Below are 25,204 nucleotides of genomic sequence, written 5' to 3' on the forward strand. Positions count from 1 at the left end.
CGCCCGACCTCTGGTTGCATGGGGGCCATGGATGTCCTCGCCTTTTCCACCGAGACCGCCCCGGCCGACGTGCCGGGGCCGGTTGAGGTGTTCACGCACCCACGGGATATCGCGGTGTTCGTCGAGGAGGCGTTGCGCGATCTGGCGGAGGCGGGCCTGCAGGTCACCGGCCCCGACGTCGCTGAGGTTCATCCGTTGGCCCGCCACATCTCGCGCTCGCAGGTCGTCTACCGGATGGCGCGCGACGCGGACTACACGGCCCGGCAGCTCGTCGAATTCGCCGTGAACGGGCGGTACTGGGTGTTCCGGGTGGGCAACGGTCCCTTCCGCAACCTGGACGGGGAGAATCTCGCCGCGCCGGGCCAGGGGGTGAAGGTGCCGGTGCATCTCGATGCTTATCGACGTCGCCAGAAGAACCTTCGCACTCTGCGCCAGGCCGGGCTGGAGCTCAATGAGCAGATCCCACTCATCCCGGCGGAGGGGGAGGTGCGGCTGCGGGACCATGCGCAGGTGGTTTACCGGCTCGGGGCGCTGGCCCTGGTGGTCGATGCCGCGCGGTCGGTGGGGGAGGGGGTACTGCCCCAGGCCGATGACCTCGTGGCCGCGGAGGCGTTGGCGGGGCCCTCGCTGACGGAGCGGGAACGGGGCTTCCTGGCGGAGCTCGGGACCTTGCGCGCGGCGGCCTTCGCGGGAGTGCAGGTCGAGTGCCCGACGGCGTTGCAGGCGGAGGCGGAGCTGTTCCGTCGTTCCGCCCGCGCGGTGGAGGCTCTGGCCTGGGCGGCGCAGCTGCTGGATCTCCCACCCCAGCGCACCCGCGCGTGGGATTTTGACGTTCGGGAGTGGGCCGGTGAGGCCGCGCCGGAACTCGAGGGGGAGACGACCGCGACGCTGCTCGCACGCTCGCCGGGCCTGCGGGGAGTGACGCAGATTCTCGAGGCCTTCGACCTGGTGCACATCCTCCACCACGGGCTCGAGGACCCCGATGCGGAGACGGATATGGCCGGGATTGCGGGGCAGTGGACGAAGGCCCTCGCGTGGATCTGCTGGCCGACGGGCGCCTGGGGCGAGGCGGAAAGGCTCCTCTGAGCTGGGGAAAAAAGAAAGTTGAGCGGATCGGGAACAACCTTGGATGGTGGCCCGTTGTACAGAGTGTCAGGTTGAGTGCTCCAGGCTCAAGGGTTCTGGTACGTTGGTCTCCAGAAGTTGAGCCGACGGCAGTCAACCTCAAGTACATCCCTTAAACAATCAGGAGGAAACACACACATGGGACGCGCAGTAGGAATTGACCTCGGTACCACCAACTCGGTGGTCTCCGTGCTCGAGGGTGGCGAGGCCACCGTTATCGCCAACTCCGAGGGCTCGCGGACGACCCCGTCCGTCGTCGCCTTCGCCAAGAACGGTGAGATTCTGGTCGGTCAGCCGGCCAAGAACCAGGCCGTCACCAACGTCGACCGCACCATCCGCTCGGTCAAGCGCCACATGGGCACCGACTGGACCGTGGAGATCGACGACAAGAAGTACACCCCGCAGGAGATCTCCGCCCGCACCCTCATGAAGCTGAAGCGCGACGCCGAGGCCTACCTGGGTGAGGAGATCACCGATGCCGTGATCACCGTCCCCGCCTACTTCGAGGACGCACAGCGCCAGGCCACCAAGGAGGCGGGTCAGATCGCCGGCCTCAACGTCCTGCGTATCGTCAACGAGCCCACCGCGGCTGCTCTGGCCTACGGTCTGGAGAAGGGCGACAAGGAGCAGACCATCCTGGTCTTCGACCTCGGTGGCGGTACCTTCGACGTCTCTCTGCTGGAGATCGGCGACGGTGTCGTCGAGGTCCGCGCCACCGCCGGTGACAACCAGCTCGGTGGCGATGACTGGGATCAGCGCGTCGTCGACTGGCTGGTGGAGAAGTTCAAGGCCACCAACGGCATTGACCTGACCAAGGACAAGATGGCCCTGCAGCGTCTGCGCGAGGCCGCCGAGAAGGCCAAGATCGAGCTGTCCTCCTCCCAGCAGGCCACCATCAACCTGCCGTACATCACCGTCGACGCGGACAAGAACCCGCTCTTCCTCGACGAGACTCTGTCGCGCACCGAGTTCCAGAAGATCACCCAGGATCTGCTGGACCGCACCAAGGAGCCGTTCAACCAGGTCGTCAAGGACTCCGGTATGTCCGTCTCCGAGATCGACCACGTCGTGCTCGTCGGTGGTTCCACCCGTATGCCGGCCGTCACCGATCTGGTCAAGGAGCTGACCGGTGGCCGCGAGCCGAACAAGGGTGTCAACCCGGACGAGGTCGTCGCCGTCGGTGCCGCCCTGCAGGCCGGCGTGCTGCGCGGTGAGGTCAAGGACGTGCTGCTTCTCGACGTCACCCCGCTCTCCCTCGGTATCGAGACCAAGGGTGGCGTGATGACCAAGCTCATCGAGCGCAACACCACCATCCCGACGAAGCGTTCCGAGACCTTCACCACTGCCGAGGACAACCAGCCCTCCGTGCAGATCCAGGTCTTCCAGGGCGAGCGCGAGATGGCTTCCGCCAACAAGCTGCTCGGTTCCTTCGAGCTCGGTGGCATTGCCCCGGCGCCGCGCGGCGTGCCGCAGATCGAGGTCACCTTCGACATCGACGCCAACGGCATCGTCCACGTCACCGCCAAGGACAAGGGCACCGGCAAGGAGAACACGATCAAGATCCAGGACGGCTCCGGCCTGTCCCAGGAGGAGATCGACCGCATGATCAAGGATGCGGAGGTCCACGCCGAGGAGGACAAGAAGCGCCGCGAGGAGCAGGAGACCCGCAACAACGCGGAGTCCATGGTCTACCAGACCCGTAAGTTCCTCGAGGAGAACTCCGACAAGGTCTCCGAGGACATCAAGACCAAGGTGGAGGACGCTGCGAAGGAGGTCGAGGAGGCACTCAAGGGCGAGGACCTGGATGCCATCAAGACCGCCGTCGAGAAGCTGTCCACCGAGTCCCAGGAAATGGGCAAGGCCATCTACGAGGCCGAGGCCAACGCCGGCGCCACCCAGGCTGATGCGCCGACCGAGAACGCCGACGACAATGTCGTCGACGCCGAGGTCGTCGAGGATGAGCCGGAGGCCACCGACGCTGAGTCCGGTGAGGAGAAGAAGTAGTGACCCATCCCAACCAGATGCCCGACAACCCGGGCGATCCGGAGCACACCGACCCGGAGGCGACCTCGGCTGACCGCGCCGAGGCCGCCGCCGAGGAGGCTGCCCGCGCCCAGGATGCCGATCCGGAGGTGACCCCCGACGAGGAGTCCGCGGAGATCGACGCCCAGCTCGAGGCCGAGATCGAGGAGGCGCTTGCCGACATCGATCCCGACTCCGACGGCGACGGTGTGGTCACCGACGTGGAGGCGCAGCTCGCCGAGCGCACCGAGGACCTGCAGCGCGTGAGCGCGGAGTACGCCAACTACCGTCGGCGCACCGAGCGTGACCGCCAGGGCATCATCGACGCCGCCAAGTCGTCGGTGCTGGCCCAGCTGCTGCCCATCCTCGATGACCTCGAGCTGGCACGCCAGCACGGTGACCTCAACGAGGGCCCGCTCAAGGCCTTCGCCGACAAGTTCACCGACACCGTCACCGGGCTCAAGCTGATCCCCTTCGGCGAGGAGGGCGAGCCCTTCGACCCGGAGATCCACGAGGCCGTTCAGGATCTGTCCTCCGGTGAGGACAAGGCCCTCGGCACGGTGCTGCGCCGTGGTTACCGCGTGGGCGAGAGGGTGGTCCGCAACGCGATGGTCATCATCGCGGACCCCTCCGCGAAGTAGCGGGATCTCCCGCGTACCTGCACCGCCGTCCGAGACGCACCTCCAGTCGCCCTCGGGCGGCGGTGCCCCGTTTTCATCATCGACACTCATCCCGAAAGGAGGAGATGCCCAGTGACCGTTCAACGTGAATGGGCAGACAAGAACTACTACGCGGATCTGGGGGTCTCCTCATCCGCGTCCGCCGAGGACATCAAGAAGGCCTACCGCAAGCTTGCCCGGGAGAATCACCCGGACAAGAACCCCGGTGACAAGTCCGCGGAGGAGCGCTTCAAGAAGGCGGCCGAAGCCTACGACGTCGTGGGCGACGAGGCCAAGCGCAAGGAATACGACCAGCTGAAGTCGATGCTGCGCTCCGGCGGTGGCCTCGGTGGCTTCGGCGGAGGCGGAGGTGCCGGGTTTCCCGGCGGGTTTCGGCAGACGCAGGAAGGATTCGACGCCTCGGACATCTTCGGAGGAGGATCCGGTGGAGGATTTTCTGCGGACGGCGGTCTGGGCGATATCTTCGGTGGCCTTTTCAACCGCGGCGGCGCTCCTCGCCACACAGCTCGGCCGACGCGGGGCGCCGACGTCGAAACGGACATCACCCTTGACTTCCGGGAGGCGGCCAAGGGCACGACGATCCCGCTCCAGCTGACCGGTGACGCCCCGTGCAACACCTGTCACGGCTCGGGCTCCAAGTCGGGTAACCCCGAGACCTGCGCCGTGTGCAAGGGCTCCGGTTTCACCTCGGAGAACCGCGGGGCCTTCGGGTTCAGCGCGCCCTGTGCGAACTGCTCCGGTACCGGCCAGGTCATCACCGACCCGTGTGTCACATGCCACGGTTCCGGCACCGTCCGCCGTACCCGTTCGCTGACGGTCCGCATCCCCGCGGGCGTCATCGACGGCCAGAAGGTCCGCCTCGCGGGCCAGGGCGAGGCCGGGCCGCAGGGCAAGCCGGCGGGTGATCTGTTCGTCACGGTTCATGTGCGTGACGACGCCGTGTTCACCCGCTCCGGCGACGACCTCGAGGTCACCGTCCCGGTGTCCTTCGCTGAACTCGCGCTCGGGGACACCATCACGGTGCCCACCCTCGACGCGCCCGTGCGCGTGAAGGTGCCGGCCGGGACCCCGAACGGCCGCACCCTGCGGGTCCGGGGACGTGGCGTGCCCCGCAGTGGGGACAGTGCGGGTGACCTCATGGTCACCGTCGAGGTCGCGGTGCCGAAGGATCTCGACGCCGCCGCCACCAGTGTCCTGCGCGAGTATGCGCAGGCGGAGAAGGATTCCGGTTTCAACCCGCGTGCCGGGTGGGCCGGGAACAAGTAGCACCGGAAAGGAGGTGTACGGACCATGAGAAAGGACAAGTCCTCGACGGAGGATCTCGGCGAGGTGTTCGTCATCTCTGTCGCGGCCGAGCTCGCCGGCATGCACGCCCAGACCCTGCGGACCTACGACAGGATGGGTCTGGTCACGCCGGAGCGGACCACCGGCGGCGGGCGTCGTTACTCCCGGAAGGACATCTCCCTGCTGCGCCGCATCCAGCAGCTCAGCCAGGAGGAGGGGGTCAACCTCGCCGGCATCAAGGCCATCATCGAGCTCTCCGAGGAGGTCGACCGCCTCCGGGCCGAGGTGGAGGAGCTCCGCGTCGAGCGGGAGCGTTCCTCCCGCCCGCGGGGTGAGCTCGTCCACGTCCCGCGCTCCACGGCGCTGGTGATGTGGGAGCCGCGACGCGGCCGGCTGCGACGACATCAGGATCAGCGCTGAGACTACCCACGCCCACCCGGAGACCCGGGTGGGCGTGGGTCTTTTCAGGGGCCACCGCAGATCTTCACAAAAGTGGCGCGGATCACTGTATGGTGTGGTGCAGACCACTTCCTCCCGTGAAAGGACACACCATGACCGTGTACGCGAACCCCGGTACCGAAGGCTCGATCGTCACCTACCGCGAGCGCTACGACAACTACATCGGCGGCGAGTGGGTGGCTCCCGTGGACGGCGAGTACATGGACAACATCACCCCGGTGACGGGCGAGGTGTTCTGCCAGGTCGCCCGCGGCAAGGCGGCGGACATCGAGCTCGCGCTCGACGCCGCCCACAAGGCCGCCCCGGCCTGGGGCCGCACCTCCCCGGCGGAGCGCGCCCTCATTCTCCACCGCATCGCCGACCGCATCGAGGAGCACCTCGAGGAGATCGCCGTCGCCGAGACCTGGGACAACGGCAAGGCCGTCCGCGAGACCCTGGCCGCCGACATCCCGCTCGCCGTCGACCACTTCCGCTACTTCGCCGGCGCCACCCGCGCGCAGGAGGGGCGCCTCTCGCAGATCGACCACGACACCGTGGCCTACCACTTCCACGAGCCGCTGGGCGTCGTCGGCCAGATCATCCCCTGGAACTTCCCGATCCTCATGGCCACGTGGAAGATCGCCCCGGCACTGGCCGCGGGTAACGCCATCGTGCTCAAGCCGGCGGAGCAGACCCCCGCCTCGCTGCTCTACCTGGTGGAGATCATCCAGGATCTGCTGCCGGCGGGTGTCCTCAACATCGTCAACGGCCTCGGCGAGGAGGCCGGCGTGGCGCTGTCGGGCTCCGACCGTATCTCCAAGATCGCCTTCACCGGTTCCACCGCCGTGGGCAAGATCATCAACAAGGCTGCCGCCGACCGCATCATCCCGGTCACCCTCGAGCTGGGCGGCAAGTCCCCGTCCATCTTCTTCCCGGACGTCATGGACAAGGACGACGCATTCCGGGACAAGTGCCTCGAGGGCTTCGCCATGTTCGCACTCAACCAGGGTGAGGTGTGCACCTGCCCCTCCCGTGCGCTGGTCCACGAGTCCATCGCGGATGAGTTCCTCGAGCTCGGCGTCGAGCGCGTGAAGAAGATCAAGAAGGGCAACCCGCTGGACACCGAGACCCAGATGGGCGCGCAGGCCTCGCAGGAGCAGATGGACAAGATCACCGAGTACCTGGAGATCGGCCCGCAGGAGGGGGCGGAGACCCTCACCGGCGGCAGCATCAACAAGATCGAGGGCCTGGACAACGGCTTCTATATCGAGCCCACCGTCTTCCGCGGCACCAACGACATGCGCATCTTCCAGGAGGAGATCTTCGGCCCGGTCCTGTCGGTGGTCACCTTCAAGGACTTCGACGAGGCCATCCAGATCGCCAACGACACCAACTACGGTCTCGGCGCCGGAGTCTGGTCGCGTGACGGCCGCACCGCCTACCGCGCGGGCCGCGAGATCCAGGCCGGCCGCGTGTGGGTGAACCAGTACCACAACTACCCGGCCCACGCCGCCTTCGGCGGGTACAAGGAGTCCGGCATCGGCCGTGAGAACCACCTCATGATGCTCGCCCACTACCAGCAGACGAAGAACCTGCTTGTCTCCTACTCGGACAACGCGCTCGGCTTCTTCTGAGCCCACCCGTTGAGCAGCCCCAGCAGCACGGGATCCTCCCAGTAGCTGCTGTGGTCGCCCTCCCGATCGCCCGGCCAGACCCGCGCCCCGAACTCCGGGGATGTCGGGTCTGTCCCGTGTACGCCGGCGGGCAGGGACACCGGGTCGGAAGGGTGCGTCATGGCGTGGATCTGCGGGTCCTCCCCGAGCAGCGTCAGCTCCGCCGCGCTGTTCACCCCCACCCCGGGGCTGCCGAGGAACACCAGGTGATCGGCGTAGAGTCCGCCGCCCGCCGCGGCCGCCCGCCCCGCCACCACTGAGCCGTAGGAGTAGCCGACGACCACCCGGCGCTGCCCGGGGAAGCGGCGGGTGAGTTCGCGCTGGAAAGCCTGCAGTTCCACCCCGGCCCGGCGGGCCGGTTCGTGCGCCAGCGCGGGCCCGATTCCGGCGGGGGCGCGGTAGCCGAGCCACAGCACCGTGGCCCCGCCCGTGGCCTGGGAGATGGTGCGCGCCCGCTCGAGGTGGGTCGGCAGGTGCCCGGGGTCGGAGGAACCGACGCCGGCCACCACCGTGGTCACCGATGCAGCGTTCTCCAGATCGCCGACGGCGGCGACGAGGTGGCCCTCGCCGATCTCGAGAACCTGCACGTCCGGCGGCAGATCGAGGGGGTGGGCGAGCATGTTGCGCTCGTGGATCGCCGCGAGGCCCAGCGCCGGGGAATCCGCCAGACGCTGCTCCGGGGCGGGCGCGTCCGGAGTGCACAGCAGGTCGATCTGCCGGGCACAGGTGTGGTCGAGCAGTTCGCCCAGGGAATGCAGGTCCCGCAGGAAGAGCGTCACCAGGGAAGAGGAGCCGGCGACGCGGTCGGCGAGGATGATCGCGCGGCGGCCGGCGGCGTCGAGCTCCTCCTGCAGGCGGGCCGTCACGTGCAGCACCTGGGCCACGCGCAGCATCTCCTCCGGGGGCAGGCTGAGGGGCCGGGCGAGCAGGTGCAGCCGGGAGACCGCGGCCTCGGCGGCCGCGCCGGAAAACCCGGTGCCGGGCAGGTCCTCGAAGGTGCGCGACAGCCAGGCGTGCTGTTCCGTCAGCCAGCCGGCGTCGACTCCCAGGAGGTGGGCGGTGTGGCGGAGGGAGGGGGCGTCGAGAAGCATCAGAAGGCGGACCTGTCGACGACGTCGACGCGCTCGACGAAGCGGCGCACGTCCGAGACGTGGTCGCGCAGCAGCGACTCGGCGTGGCGGTGGCGGGAATCCCAGGAGGCGGCGGCCCGCCCCAGGGCGGCGGCCGTGCGGGAGCCCGGCGGCAGGGACGGGGAGGAGGGGGCGGTGGTGCGGCGCAGGAGCGTGAGCAGGTGATCGGCGGTGGCGGAGGTGAGCTGCAGGTGGTCCATGCCGCCAGTGTCGACCACGGCGGCCGATCTGCCAACCATGGGGCGGCGCCGCCTGTGGATAACCCGGAGTTATCCACATAGTGTGGGTGCCATGAAGATCGCCGTCGTGCAGATGACCACCGGACCGGATAGCGTGGAGAATTTGGCCCACGCCCTCGGCAAGCTGGAGGAGGCCGCCACGCAGGGGGCCCGCCTCGTCGTCTTCCCCGAGGCCACGAGCCAGGCCTTCGATTCCGGGCGCCTCGACACCCAGGCCCAGGACCTCGAGGGACCCTTCGCCAGCGGACTGCGGGAGGCGGCCCGCGCGCACGGGGTGACGCTCGTCGCCGGTATGTTCCGCCCGGCGGACACCGTCGAACGCGAGGGCAAGACCATCGAGCGCGTGTACAACACGGCGCTTATCACCGGCCCCGACATCCACCGCGGCTACGACAAGATCCATACCTTCGACGCCTACTCCTACCGGGAATCCGACACCGTCAAACCCGGCGCGGAGCTCGTGCTTTTCGACGTCGAGGGGGTCACCGTCGGCGTCGCCACCTGCTACGACATTCGTTTCCCCGAGCAGTTCCGCGACCTCGCGCGGCAGGGCGCCGAGGTCATCGTCGTGCCCACCAGCTGGATGGACGGCCCGGAGAAGCTCTACCAGTGGCGTACCCTCACCGCCGCCCGCGCGCTCGACTCGACCTCGTGGATCGTCGCCGCCGGGCAGGCCCGCCCGGGCGGCGCGGAGATGGCCGGGCAGGCGACCGGGCCGACCGGCATCGGGCATTCGTGCGTGGTGGGGCCGACGGGGCGTCGAGAAGCGGAGGCCGGCTACGAGCCGGAGATCATCGTCTACGACCTCGACCTCGAGCAGGTGGCGAAGGCGCGGAAGTCACTGCCAGTCCTCTGAGTTCTCCCAGGCCTCGGCCTGAATCTGCGCCGCGGGCGTCCCGCCTTCGACGAGCTTCTCGACGCTCGCCCGCACCTTCGCCGCATCCCCCACCACCAGCACATCGCGGTCCGCCCACGCGCCGTAGGAGGCGACGAGCTCACCGACCTGCCCCGTCTGCTGCAGGTGCAGACCATAAGGCGGGCGGGAGGACTCCGTCGCGCCGACCCACCACGCATCCTCCGCGTGCTCCACGACGGGGACGACCGAGAGCCAGTGGCTGACCAGCGCCAGGTTCCACAGCCCCATGAGGTCGTAGAGCTCCCCCGGGTACTCCGCGGCGAAGAACAGGTGCACGCGCGGGCGGTGCTCCCAGGTCAGCATGTCGAAGAGCAGCGCGCGCAGGGGAGCCAGGCCCGTACCGTGGGCGATCATGAGGACATCCCGCTCGCCCGTGACCGTCAGCGTGCCGCGGGGCTGGCCGAAGAGCCAGTAGTCGCCGGGCTTCGGGGTGGCCAGGAGCTGGGAGATGTCCGAACCCTCCAACATGCGGATGTGGAACTCCAGCTGCCCGAAGTCATTGGTGGGCAGCGCGGGGGAGAACATCCGCCACACGCCCGGCAGATAGGAGGTGGTGACGGGCAGGTGCTGGCCCGGCCGGTAATCGAGGGGCACCCCGGCCTCCAGACGCACGACGGAGATGTGCCGGGTGCGGCGCTGCACCCCGAGCACCTCCGCGGACGATGCCGGGGCGATCCCCTCCGCATCGGCCTCCCGCGCGGCGGCGGCCATGACGGCGCACACCGTGTCCAGGGCGCGCGAGGCGGCGTCGGCGTGCGGAAAGTCCAGGGTGTGCAGACCGTGCGACAGAGCGGCGGCGAAGGCCGGGTAAATGTCCGCCGGGAAACCATGACGACGATGATCGCGCCCCAGATCCTGCAGGCGCCCGAGGATCTCCGCGGGCACCGCACCCGTGGCGGGGGTGCGCTCGAGGACCCAGGCGCAGGCGGCCGCCAGCTCGAGATGTGTGTGGCGCAGGGAAATGGGAAAGACCTGCCGGGACTCCAGAACCTCCTGGTAGAGGCGCTGCTGGACGGCATCCCGGAACTCGTCGCTCCGCGCGCGGAGGGTGCTGCCGGTCTCGCTCAGGGTCTGCATGGGTTCCATTGTGCCCGGAGTCTCGGTCGGTAGGCTCCGGGCGACGCCTGCATCGGGATCCTGGGCTAGGGAATGGGTGTTGGTGACCAGCTGAGGAAGGCCGGCATGAGGGGCCTGGCCAGGAACTCAACGTGGGGAACGCTCCGTGCTACGGTAGTTCAACTGTTGAACGAGCGAGTTGGGAGTAGCCATGGGAAGGGCCACCGGACATGTCGAAGACAGTCGGGCCGCGCGGGAGCTCGCGGGGATCAGTCCGTCCGACTACTCCGAGGCGCTGGAGCGTGGGCTGGCCGTGTTCGAGGCCTTCAAGACCCCCAGTGCTCAGCTGACGCAAGCTGATGTCGCCCGCACCCTTGATCTGCCCCGAGCGACGGTTCGTCGGACACTGGTCACGCTGACTCATCTGGGGTACCTGGCAGTGGAGGGTCGGACGTACCATCTGACCCCCAAGGTGTTGGACCTTGCTTCTGCATACCTCATTAGCAACCCCATCACGAGGATTCTCCAGCCGCTCTGCGAACGAGTTGCCAATGAGTTCGGTGTATCTTCCACAGTGGCAGTGTTGGACAAGGCAGATGCCGTCATGATCGCGCGAGCACTCCCGGAGCAGTCGGTCACGTTGGGCGTCGGATTGGGGTACAGGGTGCCGGGCCCCCAATCAGCCCTGGGACGCGTCCTCCTCAGTGTCCTCGATGAAGCGGATCGCCGAGAACGGATCATCGCATCACTGACAGACATGCAGGAAGAGGACATGGAGAAGGAAGTGTCCCGGATCCAGAACGCCATAGCTGGTGCAGCCAGTGACGGATTCTCCTACGTGGCTGATGAGGTAGATCTGGGCTTTCACTCGGTGGCGGTGCCTCTGCTCCGGTGGGACGGCGCACAGATTGCCGCACTCAATGTGGGGACTACACCGGACAAGATTTCGGCGGTGGAGATGACTGGGCCCGTGCGGGCGCGTCTGCAGGAGATTGCCCGCCAGGCCCAGCCGCAGCTCATCTGATGGTCTGGTGGCTGCGCGTGTGCAGCGGCCAGTCCAGATCAATACCCCGTTCTTGCTCCAGCAACCCGGCGAGGGCGAGCACTCGCCAATCATCGAAACGTTGCCCGATGATTTGGACCCCGAGGGGAAGGCCATCGGCCATTCCGAAGCACACAGACGCGGCCGGCTGTCCGGTCTGATTGAACCAAGCCGTGTATCCGGCGTTGATGAACGGATGAATCGGATCGATTCTTTCATCCGCAGCGAGCTTGGCGTCGGGCACAACCGGTGCGATGACGAAGTCGTAGGCGTCCAGGGCCTGCTGCACCTTCATTTGTGCACGCATGACGTCACTGTGGGCCCGGTAGGAATCAGTCGCGCTCAGGTTCTTGGCGCCTGCGGCCCATTGGCCAAGTTCCGGCAGAATCATCGCATCTCTGGTTCCTCCGAAGGCTTCCAGTTCCGCACAGAGTCGGATCTGGAATGTGCGCTCGAGCATCGCCAAGGGATCTTCCTCGAACAATGTGGGAATCTCCGACACGGAGGCACCGTACGAGCTCAGCAGCTCAGAAGCCCGAATCACCGGTTCCAAAACCGTGTCCTCCGCCGCAGTGCCGCAACCGAGATCGGAAAGCACTCCGATTTTGAGCCCGTTCAGTCGTTCGAGGGGCCCTGAGTATGCTCCGGTGTCCTTCGGGAGGGAGAACGTGTCGGCTCGGTCCGGTTGCCCGATCACGGCGTGTAGCGCTGCGACATCCGCCACGCTGCGCCCCATCGCGCCGGGAGAGCGGATGGTATTCGGGGGAGTGTGAGCCACCCTTCCCTGCGTGGGTTTCAGAGCCACGAGGCCGCACCTCGCGGCGGGGATTCGCACCGAGCCGGCAAGGTCTGTGCCCACTGCCGCAGTTCCGATGCCGGCGGCCAGAGCTGCACCTGCGCCCGCGCTCGAACCTCCGGGGCTGAAGTGCAGATCCCAGGGATTCCGCACGATGCCGTACAAGGATGACTGTCCTGTGATGGCCATTCCGGAATCGGGAGCGGTGGTCTTCGCGAAGATGACCGCGCCTGCCTGCCGCAGACGGGCGGCCGGCGGTGAGTCCTTCTCCGCAATCGGGACATCCGAGTAGAGGGCGGAACCGAAGGTCGACTGAGTCCCCTTGAGATCGATGGCATCCTTGACCGTGACAGGGATCCCATCCAGAGGTCCTCGTGACATGCCGGTTTCCCAGCGATGGGCAGATTCTCGTGCGGCCTGCATCGCGCTGTCTGGATCGCACCACGCGATGGCGTTGATCTTCGGGTTGATCTCTTCCATGTGGTCCAGCGTCTCTGCCATGACATCGACCGGGCTCAAGGCGCCGGTGGCGAAGGCCTCCGACAACTGCTGGATGGAGTGCGGGCTGGAATTACTCATGATTCAAAGCTCCAATTTCGTTTCTCTGGGATGGCACGGGTGCCTTGTCGTCGATTGCTTCCACGCGTGTCGCATTCCCGTCGTTGGCACAGGCCAGCGTGATGGCGCCAATCACCGCGACCAGGGCGAAGCCGTAGAAACCCCACGGAATGACCAGGCCAGCGGAGACCAGAAGGCCACCGAGAATGGGGCCGCTGATGGCGCCGAGACGGCCGACGCCGGCAGCCGCGCCGAGGGCGGTGGGACGGATGTGCATCGGGTGGCTGGAGGTGACGAACGCGTACACGATCACCTGCGCGTTCGGGGCGAAGAAGCCGGCTACCGCAACGACGAGATAGATCCACACTCCGCTGTCGACGCTCATCAAGGCGAGGAACACGGCGGACAACGCGAACCAGATGATCGCCGCTGTACGGGGGCTGAACCGGTCTGCCACTCGGCCGGAGACGAACAGGCCGAACATCGTGCCGATGTTCAGGACCGCGAGAAACGCCACGGAGGAGCCGAGGCCGTACCCCGCCGAGTTCATCATCGACGGCAGCCAGGTGCTGAGTCCGTAGACAAGCAGGAGGCCCATGAATGATGCCACCCAGATGGCCACGGTGTTCCGCAGATAGTTCCGGGAGAACAGCATTCTTCCGGGCGCCTTCTGACTGGTTGCGGGGGTAGGAGGCGCGGTCACCGTGTCCAGGCCATAGCGCCGTGCAATGTCGTCGGCCTCGTCGAGACGCCCCCGAGAACGCAGGAACGCCGGCGATTCCGGCAGGTAGCGCAACATCAGTGGAACGAGAATGATCGCGGGCAGTCCACCGATGATGAACAGGGAACGCCATCCGTAGGACTCCAGAAGGAGCATTCCCATGACCGATGCCATGATGGCGCCCGAGTTGTAGCCCACGAACACCAGGGAGTTGGCGAAGCTGCGTCGGGTGGGGGAAGCGAATTCCGTCATCATGAGGATGACCATCGGCAGACATGCTCCGAGGCCGAGTCCGGCCAGGAACTTCAGGAGCCCGAAGATCTCGGGGGTGGGGGCGAACCCACCTGCAGTGGTCAGGATGGAGAATCCGATCACTGAACCGATGATCGTCATTCGCCGACCCACCCTGTCCGCGAGTGGCCCCACCATGAGTGCGCCGATGGCCATGCCGATGAGGCCGAAGGTGGCGATGGTGGTGGCGACTTCCGTGCTGAGCATCCACGACGGGTCATTACGCAAGGACGGGAGCGTCACTCCCATGATCACCAGGTCGTAGCCGTCGAGGAATGCCGCCCCGAGGCACAGCCAGGGAAGCAATCTGGCGTTGGGGTGAAAGATCTTCTGACGCGTGACAGTTTTCATTGACCCTCCTTCTGAAAGAGTTCGATTATTGAACGAATGTCCAACAGTAGGACAAGTATGGGGTGCGGTTGTGATCTTGTCAACACCAAACCGTCGGTGAGACTCCGGGCACATGGTTTCGGGCGAGGTTGGGCGCCCGGGATTCCCTGCAACTCCCATCGCGCGCGAGAAAATATCCTCGGCGACCACCCACCCGCATCAGTAGGGTTGCGCTACGGCCCGCTTTCACGGAGCCGCCGCAGAACGCCACAACGATGGAAAGGTCCCCATGAACACAACGCCGACGAGCGCCGTCACGTCCGTCATGCCGTCCCAGCTGCCCGCCGGGCCGGCGGAACGCACCGTCTACTCCTATGGCGTCCGGGCGGGCGATGACCTCCATATATCGGGCATGGTCGCCTTCGACTCTGAGGCGAACATCGTCGGGGAAGGCGATATAGAGGCGCAGACCGAGCAGGTTTTCCGGAACCTGCAGGCGGTGGTCGAGGAGGCCGGGGGAACGATCAACGACATTGTCTCCACCACCACCTACCTCACGAATGTCGCCGACGCCCCCGTCATCAGCGCCGCCCGCGCCCGATATTTCACCGGGGCGGTCCTGCCCACCCACACCGTCATCGGGGTGGCCGCGCTGGCCCGTCCGCAGTTCCTCCTGGAAATCTCCGCCGTGGCGTACCTGGGCCCGCGCTAAACCGCGCTAAGCGGCACAGCCCCTTCAGAACCCGGAATGATGACTAAGCTTGCATGGATACGCCCCCGACCCGGAGGAGCCCGCGATGATCGAGTTCGACCGCGTCACCCGCACCTATCCCGGTAGCGCACACCCGGCGGTCGAGGGCTTTTCCCATCGCGTGGAACCCGGCTCGACCACGGTGTTCGTCGGCCCTTCCGGCTGCGGGAAGACGACGCTGCTGCGCATGGTCAACCGGATGGTGCCGGTGGATTCCGGCACCGTCCGCGTGCGCGGGGAGGATGTCGCGAGCGTCGATCCGGTCCGTCTGCGCCGCTCCATCGGCTACGTCATGCAGCATTCGGGCCTGATGCCGCACCGCACGGTGCTGGACAATATTGCGGACGTCGCGAAGCTGAGCGGCACCCCCCGGAAGGTAGCCCGCGAGCGGGCCGAGGAGCTGCTTCGCCTCGTTGGCCTCGACCCTGACCTGGGGAAACGCTACCCCGCGGAACTCTCCGGCGGGCAGGCCCAGCGCGTGGGGGTGGCCCGTGGGCTGGTCGCCGACCCGGATATTCTCCTCATGGATGAGCCCTTCGGTGCGGTCGACCCCGTCGTGCGCCGCGGCCTGCAGGAGGAGATCCTCGCGCTCCAGGAGCGGATGGCCAAGACGATCCTCATGGTCACCCACGACATCGACGAGGCCTTCCTCCTCGGCGACACCGTCGTCCTGCTCGGCGAGCAGGCGCGCATCGAGCAGGTGGGCGCGCCCGAGGAATTCCTCACCGCGCCCGCCAACGAGCGCGTCCGCGAGTTCACGGGCGCCGAGGGCCGGGCGCTGCGCGTCGAGACCCGCGACGGGCGCGAGCTCGTCGTCGACCGCCGCGGCCGGGTACGCGGGGTGCTGGAATGAGGTGGGACTGGGTGCTCGCCAACGCCCCCCGAATTGGGGATCTCGCGTGGGCGCACTTCTCGCTTTCGTGGCCGGCCATCCTCGCCTCCTTCCTCATCGCGTTGCCCCTCGGCTGGGCCGCGCACCGGCACTCGGTGGCCCGCGAAGCCATCGTCGTGCTCAGCGGGCTGCTCTACGTCATCCCCTCGTTGGCGTTGTTCGTGGTCATGCCGTTGGTGCTGGGTACCTCGATCCTCTCGCCGCGCAACGTCATCGTCGCCATGACGCTTTACGGCCTCGCGCTGCAGGTCCGCGCCACGGCGGACGCCTTCGACACCGTGCCGGGGGATGTGCGGCAGGCGGCTATCGCGACCGGCTACCCCGCCTGGAGGCGGGTCCTCCGCGTGGAGCTGCCGCTGGCCGGGCCGGCGCTGTTGGCGGGCATCCGGGTCGTCGCGGCGTCGACAATCTCGCTGGTCTCGGTCGGCGCGCTCATCGGTGTCGCCTCGCTGGGCACGCTGTTCACGGAAGGGTTCCAGCGTTCCTTCCCCACGCAGATCATCGTCGGGCTCGTGGGTACGGTGCTGCTCGCCGTGCTTATCGACGCCGCCCTCGTCCTCGCCGGACGCCTCCTCATGCCCTGGACGCGGAGGGTCGGATGAATCAGCTCGCGCCCACGTGGGCCTTCCTCTCCGACCCTGATCGCCTGCCGCTCATCCTCGGGCGCACCCTCGACCACCTCGGATATACGGCCCTGGCCGTGGGGCTGGCGCTTCTTCTCGCACTGCCGCTGGGTCTGTGGGTGGGGCACACGCGCCGGGGTGCGGACGCGGTGCTCGCCGTCTCCGGGGCGCTGCGCGCGCTGCCGTCGTTGGGCCTGCTCACGTGGCTGACCGTCTCCTTGTCCATGGGCGTGCGCCTGCCCCTGGTGCCGGCGACGATCGTGCTCATCATCCTCGCGGTGCCGCCCCTGCTGGCGGGAATTGTCGCCGGGATGGTGGCCGTGCCGCGGCACGTCGTCGATTCGGCCCGGGCCACCGGATATAGCGAGGCGCAGATCCTCCGGCGGGTGGAGATCCCCCTCAGCCTGCCCCTCATGATCGGGGGACTGCGCTCGTGCGTGGTCCAGGTCCTGGCCACCGCCACTATCGTGGCCTACATCGGGTTGTCCGGTCTGGGTCGCTTTCTTATCGACGGCCTCGCGCTCCGCGACTATCCGCAGATGCTGGCCGGGGCGGTGCTGATCACCGTGCTGGCGCTGGTCGTCGACCTCCTTCTTGCTCTTGTTCAGAAAACACTGCAACCGAAAGGACGTGTGTCATGAAACTCCGCGTCGTCACCACCCTGTTCGCCCTCTCCGCCCTCGCGCTGAGCGGCTGCTCCGCCGGGGATGACCCGCTGGCCACCGAGGGGAGCGAGGCCATCACCATCGGCACCGCCAACTTCCCCGAGTCCGAGATCATCGGCCAGATCTGGGCCGCCGCCCTCGAGGACGCCGGCTTCGACGTCGAACTCAGTTCCGGGATCGGTTCTCGCGAGGTGTACCTGCAGGCGCTGGAGGAGGGGAGCGTCGACCTCGTGCCCGAGTATTCCGGCAACCTCGCCCAGTACTACGGGGCGGAACTGGAGGTGGGTGCCACCTCCGAGGACGTTCTCGACGCCCTCCGGGACGTGCTGCCGGAGGGCCTGAGCGCCGGGGACCTCGCCGAGGGCGAGTCGAAGGACTCCTACCGCGTCACCCGCGCCCTGGCAGACGAGCATGGCCTCGCCACCCTCGGTGACCTGGCGAAGCTGGACCAGGTGCGCATCGCCGCGAACCCCGAGTTTGCCGAGCGCCCCTACGGCCCGCCCGGGCTGGCCTCCGTCTACGGCGTCGACGAGGACACGATCTCCGTCGTCCCGATCTCCGACGGCGGCGGCCCGCTCACCATCGCCGCGGTCGTGGAGGGCACCGCTGAGGTCGCCGACATCTACACCACTTCTCCGCTGCTGGATTCCGCCGGCAACGAGGTCGACCTGGTCACCCTCGAGGACCCCGCCCAGCTCATCCTCCCGCAGAATGTCCTGCCGCTCATGCGCGCCGAGGCCATCCCGCAGGAGGCGCTCGACGTCATCAACGGCATCTCCGGGAAGCTGAGCACGGACGTCCTGGTGGAGCTCAACCTGCGCAACATCGGTAAGGAGAAGGCCGAGCCGAGCGCCATCGCGCGTGATTTCGTGGCCGACAACGCGTAGGGATGGGCCCCACCGACAGGCATATCACCCGATAGATAACGCCCCATGGGTAGAGCGAGTGACGGGAGCCGCGCGGGCGCCCGCCACCCGCTCTACCCATGGGGTGCTACTCCTGCCGTGATATGCCTTTCGGCGCGGCGCGGGCTCAGCCCACCGGGTAGCCCTCTACGCGCCCCTCGGTGGCCGGACGCCAACCCAGCGCGGGAGCGACGTGCTCAGCGAAGGCCTGCAGGATGGAGAGGTTGAGATCCACGCCCATCTGGTTGGGGATCGTGAGCATGAGGGTGTCCGCGGCCATGACGGCGGCGTCCGCCCGCAGCTGCTCGATGAGCACGTCCGGCTCCGCCGCGTAGGTCCGGCCGAAGGTGACCGGGGTGCCCTCCCCGAGGGAGCCGATCTGGTCGCGGCCGGTGGCCTGCATGCCGAACATCTCGCGGGAGCGGTCGTCGACGATGGGGAACACGGAGCGTGACACCGACACCCGCGGGGTCCAGTCGTGCCCGGCATCGGCCCATTCCGCCCGGTAGCGGGCGATCTGCTCGGCCTGCAGGTCGCCGAGGGAGGAGCCGTCGGCCTCGGAGACGAGGGTGGAGCTCATGAGGTTGACGCCGTCGCGCGCCGCCTGCTCGGCGGTGGCGTGGGAGCCGGCGCCCCACCACACGTGGCGGCGCAGCCCGGGGGCGTGGGGGAACACCGGCAGCGGCGTGCCGGGCTGGTACATCCGCGGGTACTGCTGCTCGGCGGGGGCGGCCTCGGCGACGGCGTAACCGTCGATCGCGGAGAGGAACTGCTCGAACTTGGCCCGCGCCAGGTCCGCGCCGTTGGGTTCCGCGGCGTGGTAGCCGAAGGCCTCCCAGCCGCGCAGTGCGGGCTCCGGTGATCCGCGGGAAACTCCGAGGGCGAGGCGTCCGTCGGAGAGCAGGTTGAGGGCGGCGGCCTCTTCGGCGAGGTAGAGGGGGTTTTCGTAGCGCATGTCGATGACGCCGGTGCCCACCTCAATGTGCTTGGTGGCGCCGACGATGGCGCCCAGGAGGGGCATGGGGGAGGCGCCCTGCGGGGCGAAGTGGTGGACGCGGAAGTAGGCGCCGTTGACGCCGAGCTCATCGGCGGCGATCGCGAGCTCGAGCGCCTGCCGCAGCGTGTCGGCGGCGTCGGGGCCGGGCTGGTTGCCTATGGCGTAGTGGCCGAAGCTTAGGAATCCGAAGGCTTTCACGCGGCTGATTCTACTTTCTGCTGGAGGATGCGGGAGGCGCGGCGCCCGGCGAGACGACCCGCCCGGGTGGCGCCGACGGTGGAGGCGGTGGAGCCGTAGCCGACGAGGAGGATGCGGTCGTCGGCGGCCGGGGTGACTTCGTCGAGCATGCGGATGCCGCCCTCGCGCCCGCGCAGTCGCAGTGGGGCGAGGTGGCGGAAGGCGGGGCGGAAGCCGGTGTTCCAGAAGATGACGTCGACGTCGAGTTCCGTGCCCACCGGCAGCGGGTCCCAGGACGCGGGGACCTGCAGTTCCTCGCTTCTCGACGGCCCGTACCCCGCCGCCTGCTCACTGAGCGGGCGGCCGAACACGACGCCGTGTTCGGTGATCCGGTCGAACATGCCGCGGGAGACGAGGGTGCCGTCGTCCACGCCCCGCAGGTAGTCCGGCAGTAGGGGGATGCCGGTGGTGCGGACCACGGAGGCGGGGCGCTGACCGGCGAAGGTGCGTTCCCGCACGGCGTTCTCGACGGCGAGGCCCCAGCCGGCGTCGAATTCGCGGCTGGTGAAGTTGGGCGGGCGGTGGGTGGCCCAGATGGTCTCGGTGACTGGGGCGAGTTCGAGGAGGAACTGCACGGCGGACAGGCCGCCGCCGACGACGAGCGTGCGTTGCCCGGCGAAGTCCTCCTTGCGGACGTAGTCCTTGGTGTGGAGCTGGCGCCCGCGGAAGGTCTCGATCCCGGGGATATAGGGGATGAAGGGGTTGTCCCAGGTGCCCGTGGCGTTGAGGACGAGGTCGGCGGTATATTCGCGGCCGTCGAGAAGCGTCACGGTGAGGTGGCGCGACCCGGGGACGGGGGCGACGCGGCGGACCGGGGCGGGGCGCTGGATCTGCAGGTCGAAGGTGTCTTCGTAGCTGCCGTAGTAGTCGGCGACGAGGCGGGAGGCGGGGGTGCGGGGGTCGGGGCGGTCCATGGGCAGGCCCGGGAGGTCCGCGATGCCGTGGGCCTTGCCGAGGGTGAGGGAATCCCAGCGGTGTCGCCAGGCGCCGCCGGGTCCGTCGTTGGCGTCGAGGATGAGGATGTCGCCGTCCGGGCCGAGGGTGTGGCCGCGACGGCGGAGTTCGTGGGCGGCCGCCAGGCCAGCCTGGCCGGCGCCGATGAGGATGGCGCGATAGTGCATGGGCCCACCCTATCATGTTTGGTGACATATCAACAACGGGGGCGGATCTGAATGTTTGGTGAGAATTGAAAAATGTGATGGCCGTCATAGAAAAACCTCAGTAGTGTGGCGGGCACCACATTCCCCATCCTTCCGAAAGGAACCACCATGTCCGCACCCTCTGCATTCCGCGCCGCTGTCGTCGATAAGTTTGGCCCCGAGGTCACCGTCCGCGAGGTCGACCTGCCCCAGCCCGGCCGCCACCAGGCGCTGGTCAAGCTCCAGGCCTCCGGCATCTGCCACACCGACCTCCACGCCGCCGAAGGCGACTGGCCCGTCAAGCCCGAACCGCCCTTCGTTCCCGGGCACGAGGGTGTGGGCGAGGTCGTTGAGCTCGGTCCCGGCGACCATGACGTGAAGGTCGGCGACATCGTCGGCAACGTGTGGCTGTGGTCCGCCTGTGGAACGTGTGAGCACTGCCGCACCGGCTGGGAGACCCTGTGCAACGAGGCCGAGTACGGCGGCTACACCGTCGACGGCTCCTTCGGCGAGTACATGCTCGTCGACACCCGCTACTGCGCCCGCATTCCGGAGGGCTCCGACCCGGTCGAGGTCGCCCCGATCCTCTGCGCGGGTGTGACCGTCTACAAGGGCCTCAAGGTCGCCGAGACCCGCCCCGGCCAGTTCATGGTCATCTCCGGCGTCGGCGGCCTCGGACACATCGCCGTGCAGTACGCCGTGGCGATGGGCATGCGCGTCATCGCCGTCGATATCGCCGACGACAAGCTCGAGCTGGCCACCCGCCACGGCGCGGAGTTCACCGTCAACGCCAAGCATGCCGACCCGGCCGAGGCGGTCCAGGAATATACCGGCGGCGGCGCGCACGGCGTGCTGGTCACCGCCGTGCATGAGGCCGCCTTCGGGCAGGCCATCGGCATGGCCCGCAAGGGCGGCACCATCGTCTTCAACGGCCTGCCGCCGGGGAACTTCCCCGCCCCGATCTTCGAGATCGTCTTCAAGGCGCTGACCATCCGCGGCTCGCTCGTCGGTACCCGCCAGGACCTGGCCGAGGCGCTCGACTTCTACGCCCGCGGCATGATCAAGCCGACCGTCTCCGAGTGCTCGCTCGACGACGTCAATGCGGTTTTCGAGGAGATGCGCCACGGCAAGATCGAGGGCCGCATGTCGATCCGCTACTGAGTGCATTGTGGTCATACCTACTGCCTTATGGTGGTGGGTATGGACTACACCCCCTACAGCCTGCTTATCGACGTCGGCTGGATCTCCCTCCTCATGATCATCGGCAACCTGCTCCGGCGGAAGATCCCGCTGTTCCAGAAGCTGCTCCTGCCGGCGTCGATCACCGCCGGACTCCTGGGCCTGGCCTTCGGCCCCCAGGTGCTCGGGTGGATCCCCTTCTCCTCCCACATCGGCACCTACACCGGCATCCTCATCGCCTTCGTCTTCGCCTCGATGGCCTACGGCATGGACCTCACTCCCTCGGTGCGCACCGGCGCCCGCCAGATGTGGTCGTACTCCACGGGCATGTTCCTCGGCCAGTGGGGGCTGTTCATCCTGCTCGGCGTGTTCCTGTTCAAGCCCTTCTTCGGCACCGACGACTGGTTCGGCATGATGCTGCCCGTGGGCTTCGTCGGCGGTTTCGGCACCGCCGCCGCCGTCGGGCACTCCCTCGAGGAGGCGGGTGCCGTCGCCGCCAGCTCCCTCGGTTTCACCTCCGCGACGGTGGGCACGCTGGCGGCCATTGTCGGCGGCCTCATCTTCGCCAACTGGGGCATCCGCACGGGACGTGCCTCCACCATGCCGGGTGAGCTGCCGTGGGACCTGCGCTCCGGTTACATCGACAACGTCAAGGAGCGCCCGTCCATCGGTCGCGCGACGACCAACCCCTCCTCGATCGAGCCGCTGGCCCTCCACCTGGGCTTCGTCCTGCTCACCGTGCTGGTCGCCTACCTGGTCAACGGCGGCATCAACGACCTCTTCCCGAGCGTGTCCATCCCGCTGTTCGCCATGTCCTTCGTCATCGGCCTGCTGGGCCGGGGGCTGCTCACCGGCGTCGGGCGCAAGGACTTCCTGGACAAGAACACCGTCAACTCCATGTCCGGTGCCGCGACGGACTACCTCATCGCCTTCGGCGTGGCCTCGATCGTGCCTGCCGCAATCGCCGACTACTGGCTCCCGCTGCTCGTCCTCTTTGTCCTCGGCGTCGTCTACTGCGTCTGCATCTTCTTCTTCCTCTCCCCGGAATTCTTCGGTGAGAAATGGCTGGAGCGCGGCATCTTCTCCTGGGGCTGGGCCACCGCGGCCGTCGCCACGGGCATCGCCCTGCTTAAAATCGTCGACCCCAAGCTCAAGTCGGGCACCCTCAACGAGTACGGCGTGGCCTATGTTGGCTTCGCCCCCTTCGAGATCGGCATGACCATCCTGGCGCCCATCGCGGTGCTGGCGGGCCTGACGGCCGGGCTCGGTTGGGCCTCGCTGCTCATCGGCGTGGCGGTGATTGTCGTCCCGATCATCACCAAGAAGACCCCGGGGGCGGAGAAGCGGGCGGCCGCCTCGGCCTGATGATCGGCTGAGAAATGCCGGTCCGGCCGCTGCGGAATAGTGTGGACAACATGTTAGGGTGAGCGCGTTCATGCGGTGAGCGATGCTGTGACGTCGCACACCGCTTCGCTTCACCTGAGGAGAATCCATGATTCGCCGCCTGGCCACCGCGCTCACCGCGACGGCCCTGCTCTTCGGGCTCGCGCTCCCCGCGTCGGCCGACCCCGCCGCGGGACCTGAGCGTGCGCAGATCGCCGCACAGAGCGAGTTTGAGCGGGCGCCCACCGTCATCGCCGTTGACCGAGCCACCGGCCGACCCGTCTCGGACGCCGCCTACAACGTCCAGGTGAACAACCTCATCACCGGGGAGCAGGGCACGCCGAGCGGGCCCTACAGCGTCAGTGTCGATGGCGCCTGGATCGCCCATGATGTCGCGTTCTCCTTCCCGGATGGGCTGCGGGATGGCGTTCCCGTCGATCAGTTGGTGCTGACGGAGGTCAACCCGCCGGACGGCTACCTCCCCGTCGCAGAGCCGATCACCCTCACCGCCACCGTCAACGGGTGGCAGGCCACCGGACCGGTCCTGGAGGTCGCGCCGAACGTCTTCGTCATCGAGTACGACCGCGATGACGCAGGGCAAGGCGTGCCCGGCACCGAGGACAATCCCATCGTCCTCGAGCAGCGTCACTATCCGACGTTCGTGGCCGTCGACGCCACGACGGGGCAGACCCTCTCCGGCTCCTACTGGGGTGGCGAGTCGTGCACCCGCTTCAACAATGATCCGGACTGGACCTGCACGTCGCTCGATGACTATCGCCTCCACATGGACCGGGACGGTCGGATGCTCACCAGTAAGATCGACATGGAGTTCGACGCCCCGCACAATTTCGAGCTGATCAACCGCATGGCTCCCCCAGGCTGCCGCCTCAAGGACGAGTCCGTCTGGTGGAAGGCTGATGCCGAGGGTGCCAAGGTGTATGGCGGCGGCGTCTACCAGCTGGGCGAGACCCGCGAGCGGGTCGACGCCGACGGCAACGTCTTCCGCCAGACACTCATGGCCATCCCCTTCGACTGCGAGAACCCGACGCCCGTGTGCACGGCCGCTGATCGCCCGGTGCACGAGGTGGCCGCCGGCTCGCGCTATGACCAGGGCGAGCGCGGTACCCTCGGGGCCGGCCCGAGCGTGGTCCGCACCGACACCTCGGGCCGCATCGTCAGCGACTCCCTGTGGAGCATCGACGTCTACTGGCAGCCCGCCGCAGGTGCTCCCTGGGAGCAGATCGCAGCGGAGCAGGCCATCGAGCTGCCCGATGACGGCAGCGCCTATACCCGGGATGTTTCCGTCAGGCAGGAAGGTAGATTCGTCTCCGTCTTCCGTGAGCTCCGCGCCGCACAAGGGACCACCCTGCGCGAGCGGACCTATGTCTTCGAGGGGGACTCCGCGACCGGCTGGACCGGCACGGAGGGTGCCACCGTCGCCTTCGATGCCGCCACCGGTGAGATCCAAGTGATCCGTCCGGAGCAGCCGCCCGCGCAGCCCACCCTCTACCGCGTCAACGGCGGAGACTGGGCGATCGGCGAGCCCCTCGGGGGCCCGGCCTGCCAGCCGACCCCGCCGCCGGGTGGATCCTCCCTGTGGCCGCTGCTGCTCGTGCCCCCGGCGCTGAACGCCTCGAGCAACCCGGGTCCGGCGACCCCGGAGACTGTCGCGACCCCGCAGCCGCAGCCGCAGCCGCAGACCCAGACCCAGCAGCAGCCCCAGCCGACGGCAGCCCCGCAGCGTGAGCTGGCCCGCACCGGCGCGGATGTCGAGGTGGTCCTGGCCCTGGCGCTCGCTGCGCTCGTGGCCGGTGGAATCCTGGTGCGCCTGCGTCGCGCGTAGCTGACAAATCCGTGCGGCGATGGCTCGCATCGTCGACGACAACTACAACTGCTACTGTGCCCGCGACATGTGGGCCGAGGTCGACGGTCAAGGCGACAAGGTTGCTAGTGGGCTTAAAGATGCAGGTCCCTGATGTGTTTCGATGGTTGTGGAGGAACTCTCATCTTCACATTTGGGGCTCTTCACGATTTAGAGTGCGTTGATCCGGTTGTGCAGCTGTCCGGAGTGGATCAGGGACCGCAAGATGTAGTGGTCGAGGTTGCGGAACCCCAGGGCGATGCCGCGTAGA

At 67.7% G+C, this 25,204-nt stretch carries 23 protein-coding genes; 16 read left to right on the plus strand and 7 right to left on the minus strand.

Annotation, left to right across the window (positions count from 1 at the left end):
* Positions 1-27: 27 nt before the first annotated feature.
* The 6 genes from ACFPUZ_RS08105 to exaC all read left to right on the plus strand — a co-directional run bounded on the left by ACFPUZ_RS08105 (position 28) and on the right by exaC (position 7,183).
* Positions 28-1,086 carry a DUF4272 domain-containing protein gene (locus tag ACFPUZ_RS08105; RefSeq protein ID WP_377001394.1) on the plus strand — a complete coding sequence of 353 codons (1,059 nt, stop codon included), beginning with the start codon at positions 28-30 and terminating at the stop codon, positions 1,084-1,086.
* A 177-nt stretch (positions 1,087-1,263) separates the two neighbouring features.
* Positions 1,264-3,129 carry a molecular chaperone DnaK gene (gene dnaK, locus ACFPUZ_RS08110; RefSeq protein WP_377001396.1) on the plus strand — a complete coding sequence of 622 codons (1,866 nt, stop codon included), beginning with the start codon at positions 1,264-1,266 and terminating at the stop codon, positions 3,127-3,129.
* On the plus strand, positions 3,129-3,788 hold the full coding sequence (gene grpE, locus ACFPUZ_RS08115) for a nucleotide exchange factor GrpE (protein WP_377001398.1): 660 nt from the start codon (positions 3,129-3,131) through the stop codon (positions 3,786-3,788). Before dnaK ends, grpE begins: the two co-directional genes overlap by 1 nt.
* Before the next feature lie 111 nt (positions 3,789-3,899).
* Complete coding sequence (gene dnaJ, locus ACFPUZ_RS08120; RefSeq protein WP_377001400.1) at positions 3,900-5,093, plus strand: molecular chaperone DnaJ; 1,194 nt, start codon at positions 3,900-3,902, stop codon at positions 5,091-5,093.
* Between the two features lie 24 nt (positions 5,094-5,117).
* Positions 5,118-5,531 carry a heat shock protein transcriptional repressor HspR gene (locus ACFPUZ_RS08125; RefSeq protein WP_377001402.1) on the plus strand — a complete coding sequence of 138 codons (414 nt, stop codon included), beginning with the start codon at positions 5,118-5,120 and terminating at the stop codon, positions 5,529-5,531.
* 131 nt (positions 5,532-5,662) lie between these two features.
* Positions 5,663-7,183, plus strand: a complete 1,521-nt coding sequence (exaC, locus tag ACFPUZ_RS08130) for an acetaldehyde dehydrogenase ExaC (RefSeq protein ID WP_377001404.1) — start codon at positions 5,663-5,665, stop codon at positions 7,181-7,183.
* Here exaC and ACFPUZ_RS08135 read toward each other — a convergent pair.
* Together ACFPUZ_RS08135 and ACFPUZ_RS08140 are read right to left on the minus strand one after the other, a co-directional pair.
* On the minus strand, positions 7,153-8,313 hold the full coding sequence (locus ACFPUZ_RS08135) for an alpha/beta hydrolase (protein WP_377001405.1): 1,161 nt from the start codon (positions 8,311-8,313) through the stop codon (positions 7,153-7,155). The two genes, exaC and ACFPUZ_RS08135, sit on opposite strands and share 31 nt — an antisense overlap.
* A complete protein-coding gene (locus ACFPUZ_RS08140; RefSeq protein WP_377001407.1) occupies positions 8,313-8,552 on the minus strand; it encodes a hypothetical protein in 240 nt (79 codons plus the stop codon). Before ACFPUZ_RS08140 ends, ACFPUZ_RS08135 begins: the two co-directional genes overlap by 1 nt.
* A gap of 91 nt (positions 8,553-8,643) precedes the next feature.
* Here ACFPUZ_RS08140 and ACFPUZ_RS08145 point away from each other — a divergent pair, with 91 nt between their 5' ends.
* Positions 8,644-9,447 (plus strand): carbon-nitrogen hydrolase family protein, encoded by an 804-nt coding sequence (locus ACFPUZ_RS08145; protein WP_377001409.1) that lies wholly within the window; start codon positions 8,644-8,646, stop codon positions 9,445-9,447.
* Here the strand turns inward: ACFPUZ_RS08145 and ACFPUZ_RS08150 are convergent.
* Entirely contained in the window at positions 9,430-10,584 is a 1,155-nt protein-coding gene (locus tag ACFPUZ_RS08150; RefSeq protein WP_377001411.1) for an FAD-binding oxidoreductase, read from the minus strand. The genes ACFPUZ_RS08145 and ACFPUZ_RS08150 overlap by 18 nt on opposite strands.
* A 190-nt stretch (positions 10,585-10,774) precedes the next feature.
* Here ACFPUZ_RS08150 and ACFPUZ_RS08155 point away from each other — a divergent pair, with 190 nt between their 5' ends.
* On the plus strand, positions 10,775-11,587 hold the full coding sequence (locus ACFPUZ_RS08155) for an IclR family transcriptional regulator domain-containing protein (protein WP_377001412.1): 813 nt from the start codon (positions 10,775-10,777) through the stop codon (positions 11,585-11,587).
* Here the strand turns inward: ACFPUZ_RS08155 and ACFPUZ_RS08160 are convergent.
* Both ACFPUZ_RS08160 and ACFPUZ_RS08165 read right to left on the minus strand, forming a co-directional pair.
* Entirely contained in the window at positions 11,580-12,980 is a 1,401-nt protein-coding gene (locus tag ACFPUZ_RS08160) for an amidase family protein (RefSeq protein WP_377001414.1), read from the minus strand. The genes ACFPUZ_RS08155 and ACFPUZ_RS08160 overlap by 8 nt on opposite strands.
* Entirely contained in the window at positions 12,973-14,322 is a 1,350-nt protein-coding gene (locus ACFPUZ_RS08165) for an MFS transporter (protein WP_377001416.1), read from the minus strand. The genes ACFPUZ_RS08160 and ACFPUZ_RS08165 overlap by 8 nt, the downstream gene beginning before the upstream one ends.
* A 268-nt stretch (positions 14,323-14,590) precedes the next feature.
* Between ACFPUZ_RS08165 and ACFPUZ_RS08170 the strand changes: the two genes are divergently transcribed.
* The 5 genes from ACFPUZ_RS08170 (at position 14,591) to ACFPUZ_RS08190 (ending at position 18,119) form a co-directional block, all read left to right on the plus strand.
* The gene (locus ACFPUZ_RS08170; RefSeq protein ID WP_377001418.1) at positions 14,591-15,013 is read left to right on the plus strand and encodes a RidA family protein; all 423 of its coding nucleotides are present in this window, start codon (positions 14,591-14,593) and stop codon (positions 15,011-15,013) included.
* An 85-nt stretch (positions 15,014-15,098) separates the two neighbouring features.
* On the plus strand, positions 15,099-15,905 hold the full coding sequence (locus tag ACFPUZ_RS08175; protein ID WP_377001440.1) for an ABC transporter ATP-binding protein: 807 nt from the start codon (positions 15,099-15,101) through the stop codon (positions 15,903-15,905).
* Entirely contained in the window at positions 15,902-16,546 is a 645-nt protein-coding gene (locus tag ACFPUZ_RS08180) for an ABC transporter permease (RefSeq protein WP_377001420.1), read from the plus strand. Before ACFPUZ_RS08175 ends, ACFPUZ_RS08180 begins: the two co-directional genes overlap by 4 nt.
* Positions 16,543-17,208, plus strand: coding sequence for an ABC transporter permease (locus tag ACFPUZ_RS08185; protein WP_377001422.1), 666 nt, complete (start codon positions 16,543-16,545; stop codon positions 17,206-17,208). The genes ACFPUZ_RS08180 and ACFPUZ_RS08185 overlap by 4 nt, the downstream gene beginning before the upstream one ends.
* Positions 17,205-18,119 carry an ABC transporter substrate-binding protein gene (locus tag ACFPUZ_RS08190; RefSeq protein ID WP_377001424.1) on the plus strand — a complete coding sequence of 305 codons (915 nt, stop codon included), beginning with the start codon at positions 17,205-17,207 and terminating at the stop codon, positions 18,117-18,119. The genes ACFPUZ_RS08185 and ACFPUZ_RS08190 overlap by 4 nt, the downstream gene beginning before the upstream one ends.
* A 145-nt stretch (positions 18,120-18,264) precedes the next feature.
* Here ACFPUZ_RS08190 and ACFPUZ_RS08195 read toward each other — a convergent pair whose 3' ends face one another.
* Together ACFPUZ_RS08195 and ACFPUZ_RS08200 are read right to left on the minus strand one after the other, a co-directional pair.
* Positions 18,265-19,332 (minus strand): LLM class flavin-dependent oxidoreductase, encoded by a 1,068-nt coding sequence (locus tag ACFPUZ_RS08195; protein ID WP_377001425.1) that lies wholly within the window; start codon positions 19,330-19,332, stop codon positions 18,265-18,267.
* A complete protein-coding gene (locus ACFPUZ_RS08200; RefSeq protein WP_377001427.1) occupies positions 19,329-20,492 on the minus strand; it encodes an NAD(P)-binding domain-containing protein in 1,164 nt (387 codons plus the stop codon). The genes ACFPUZ_RS08195 and ACFPUZ_RS08200 overlap by 4 nt, the downstream gene beginning before the upstream one ends.
* Positions 20,493-20,639: 147 nt before the next feature.
* Between ACFPUZ_RS08200 and adhP the strand changes: the two genes are divergently transcribed.
* From adhP to ACFPUZ_RS08215, 3 genes are all read left to right on the plus strand, one after another.
* Positions 20,640-21,671 carry an alcohol dehydrogenase AdhP gene (adhP, locus tag ACFPUZ_RS08205; RefSeq protein WP_377001429.1) on the plus strand — a complete coding sequence of 344 codons (1,032 nt, stop codon included), beginning with the start codon at positions 20,640-20,642 and terminating at the stop codon, positions 21,669-21,671.
* A 39-nt stretch (positions 21,672-21,710) separates the two neighbouring features.
* Positions 21,711-23,054, plus strand: coding sequence for a sodium/glutamate symporter (locus ACFPUZ_RS08210; protein WP_377001431.1), 1,344 nt, complete (start codon positions 21,711-21,713; stop codon positions 23,052-23,054).
* A gap of 127 nt (positions 23,055-23,181) precedes the next feature.
* Entirely contained in the window at positions 23,182-24,915 is a 1,734-nt protein-coding gene (locus tag ACFPUZ_RS08215) for a hypothetical protein (RefSeq protein WP_303377245.1), read from the plus strand.
* Positions 24,916-25,204 lie beyond the last annotated feature (289 nt).

Source organism: Corynebacterium nasicanis, from assembly GCF_042658165.1.
Lineage (GTDB): Bacteria > Actinomycetota > Actinomycetes > Mycobacteriales > Mycobacteriaceae > Corynebacterium > Corynebacterium nasicanis.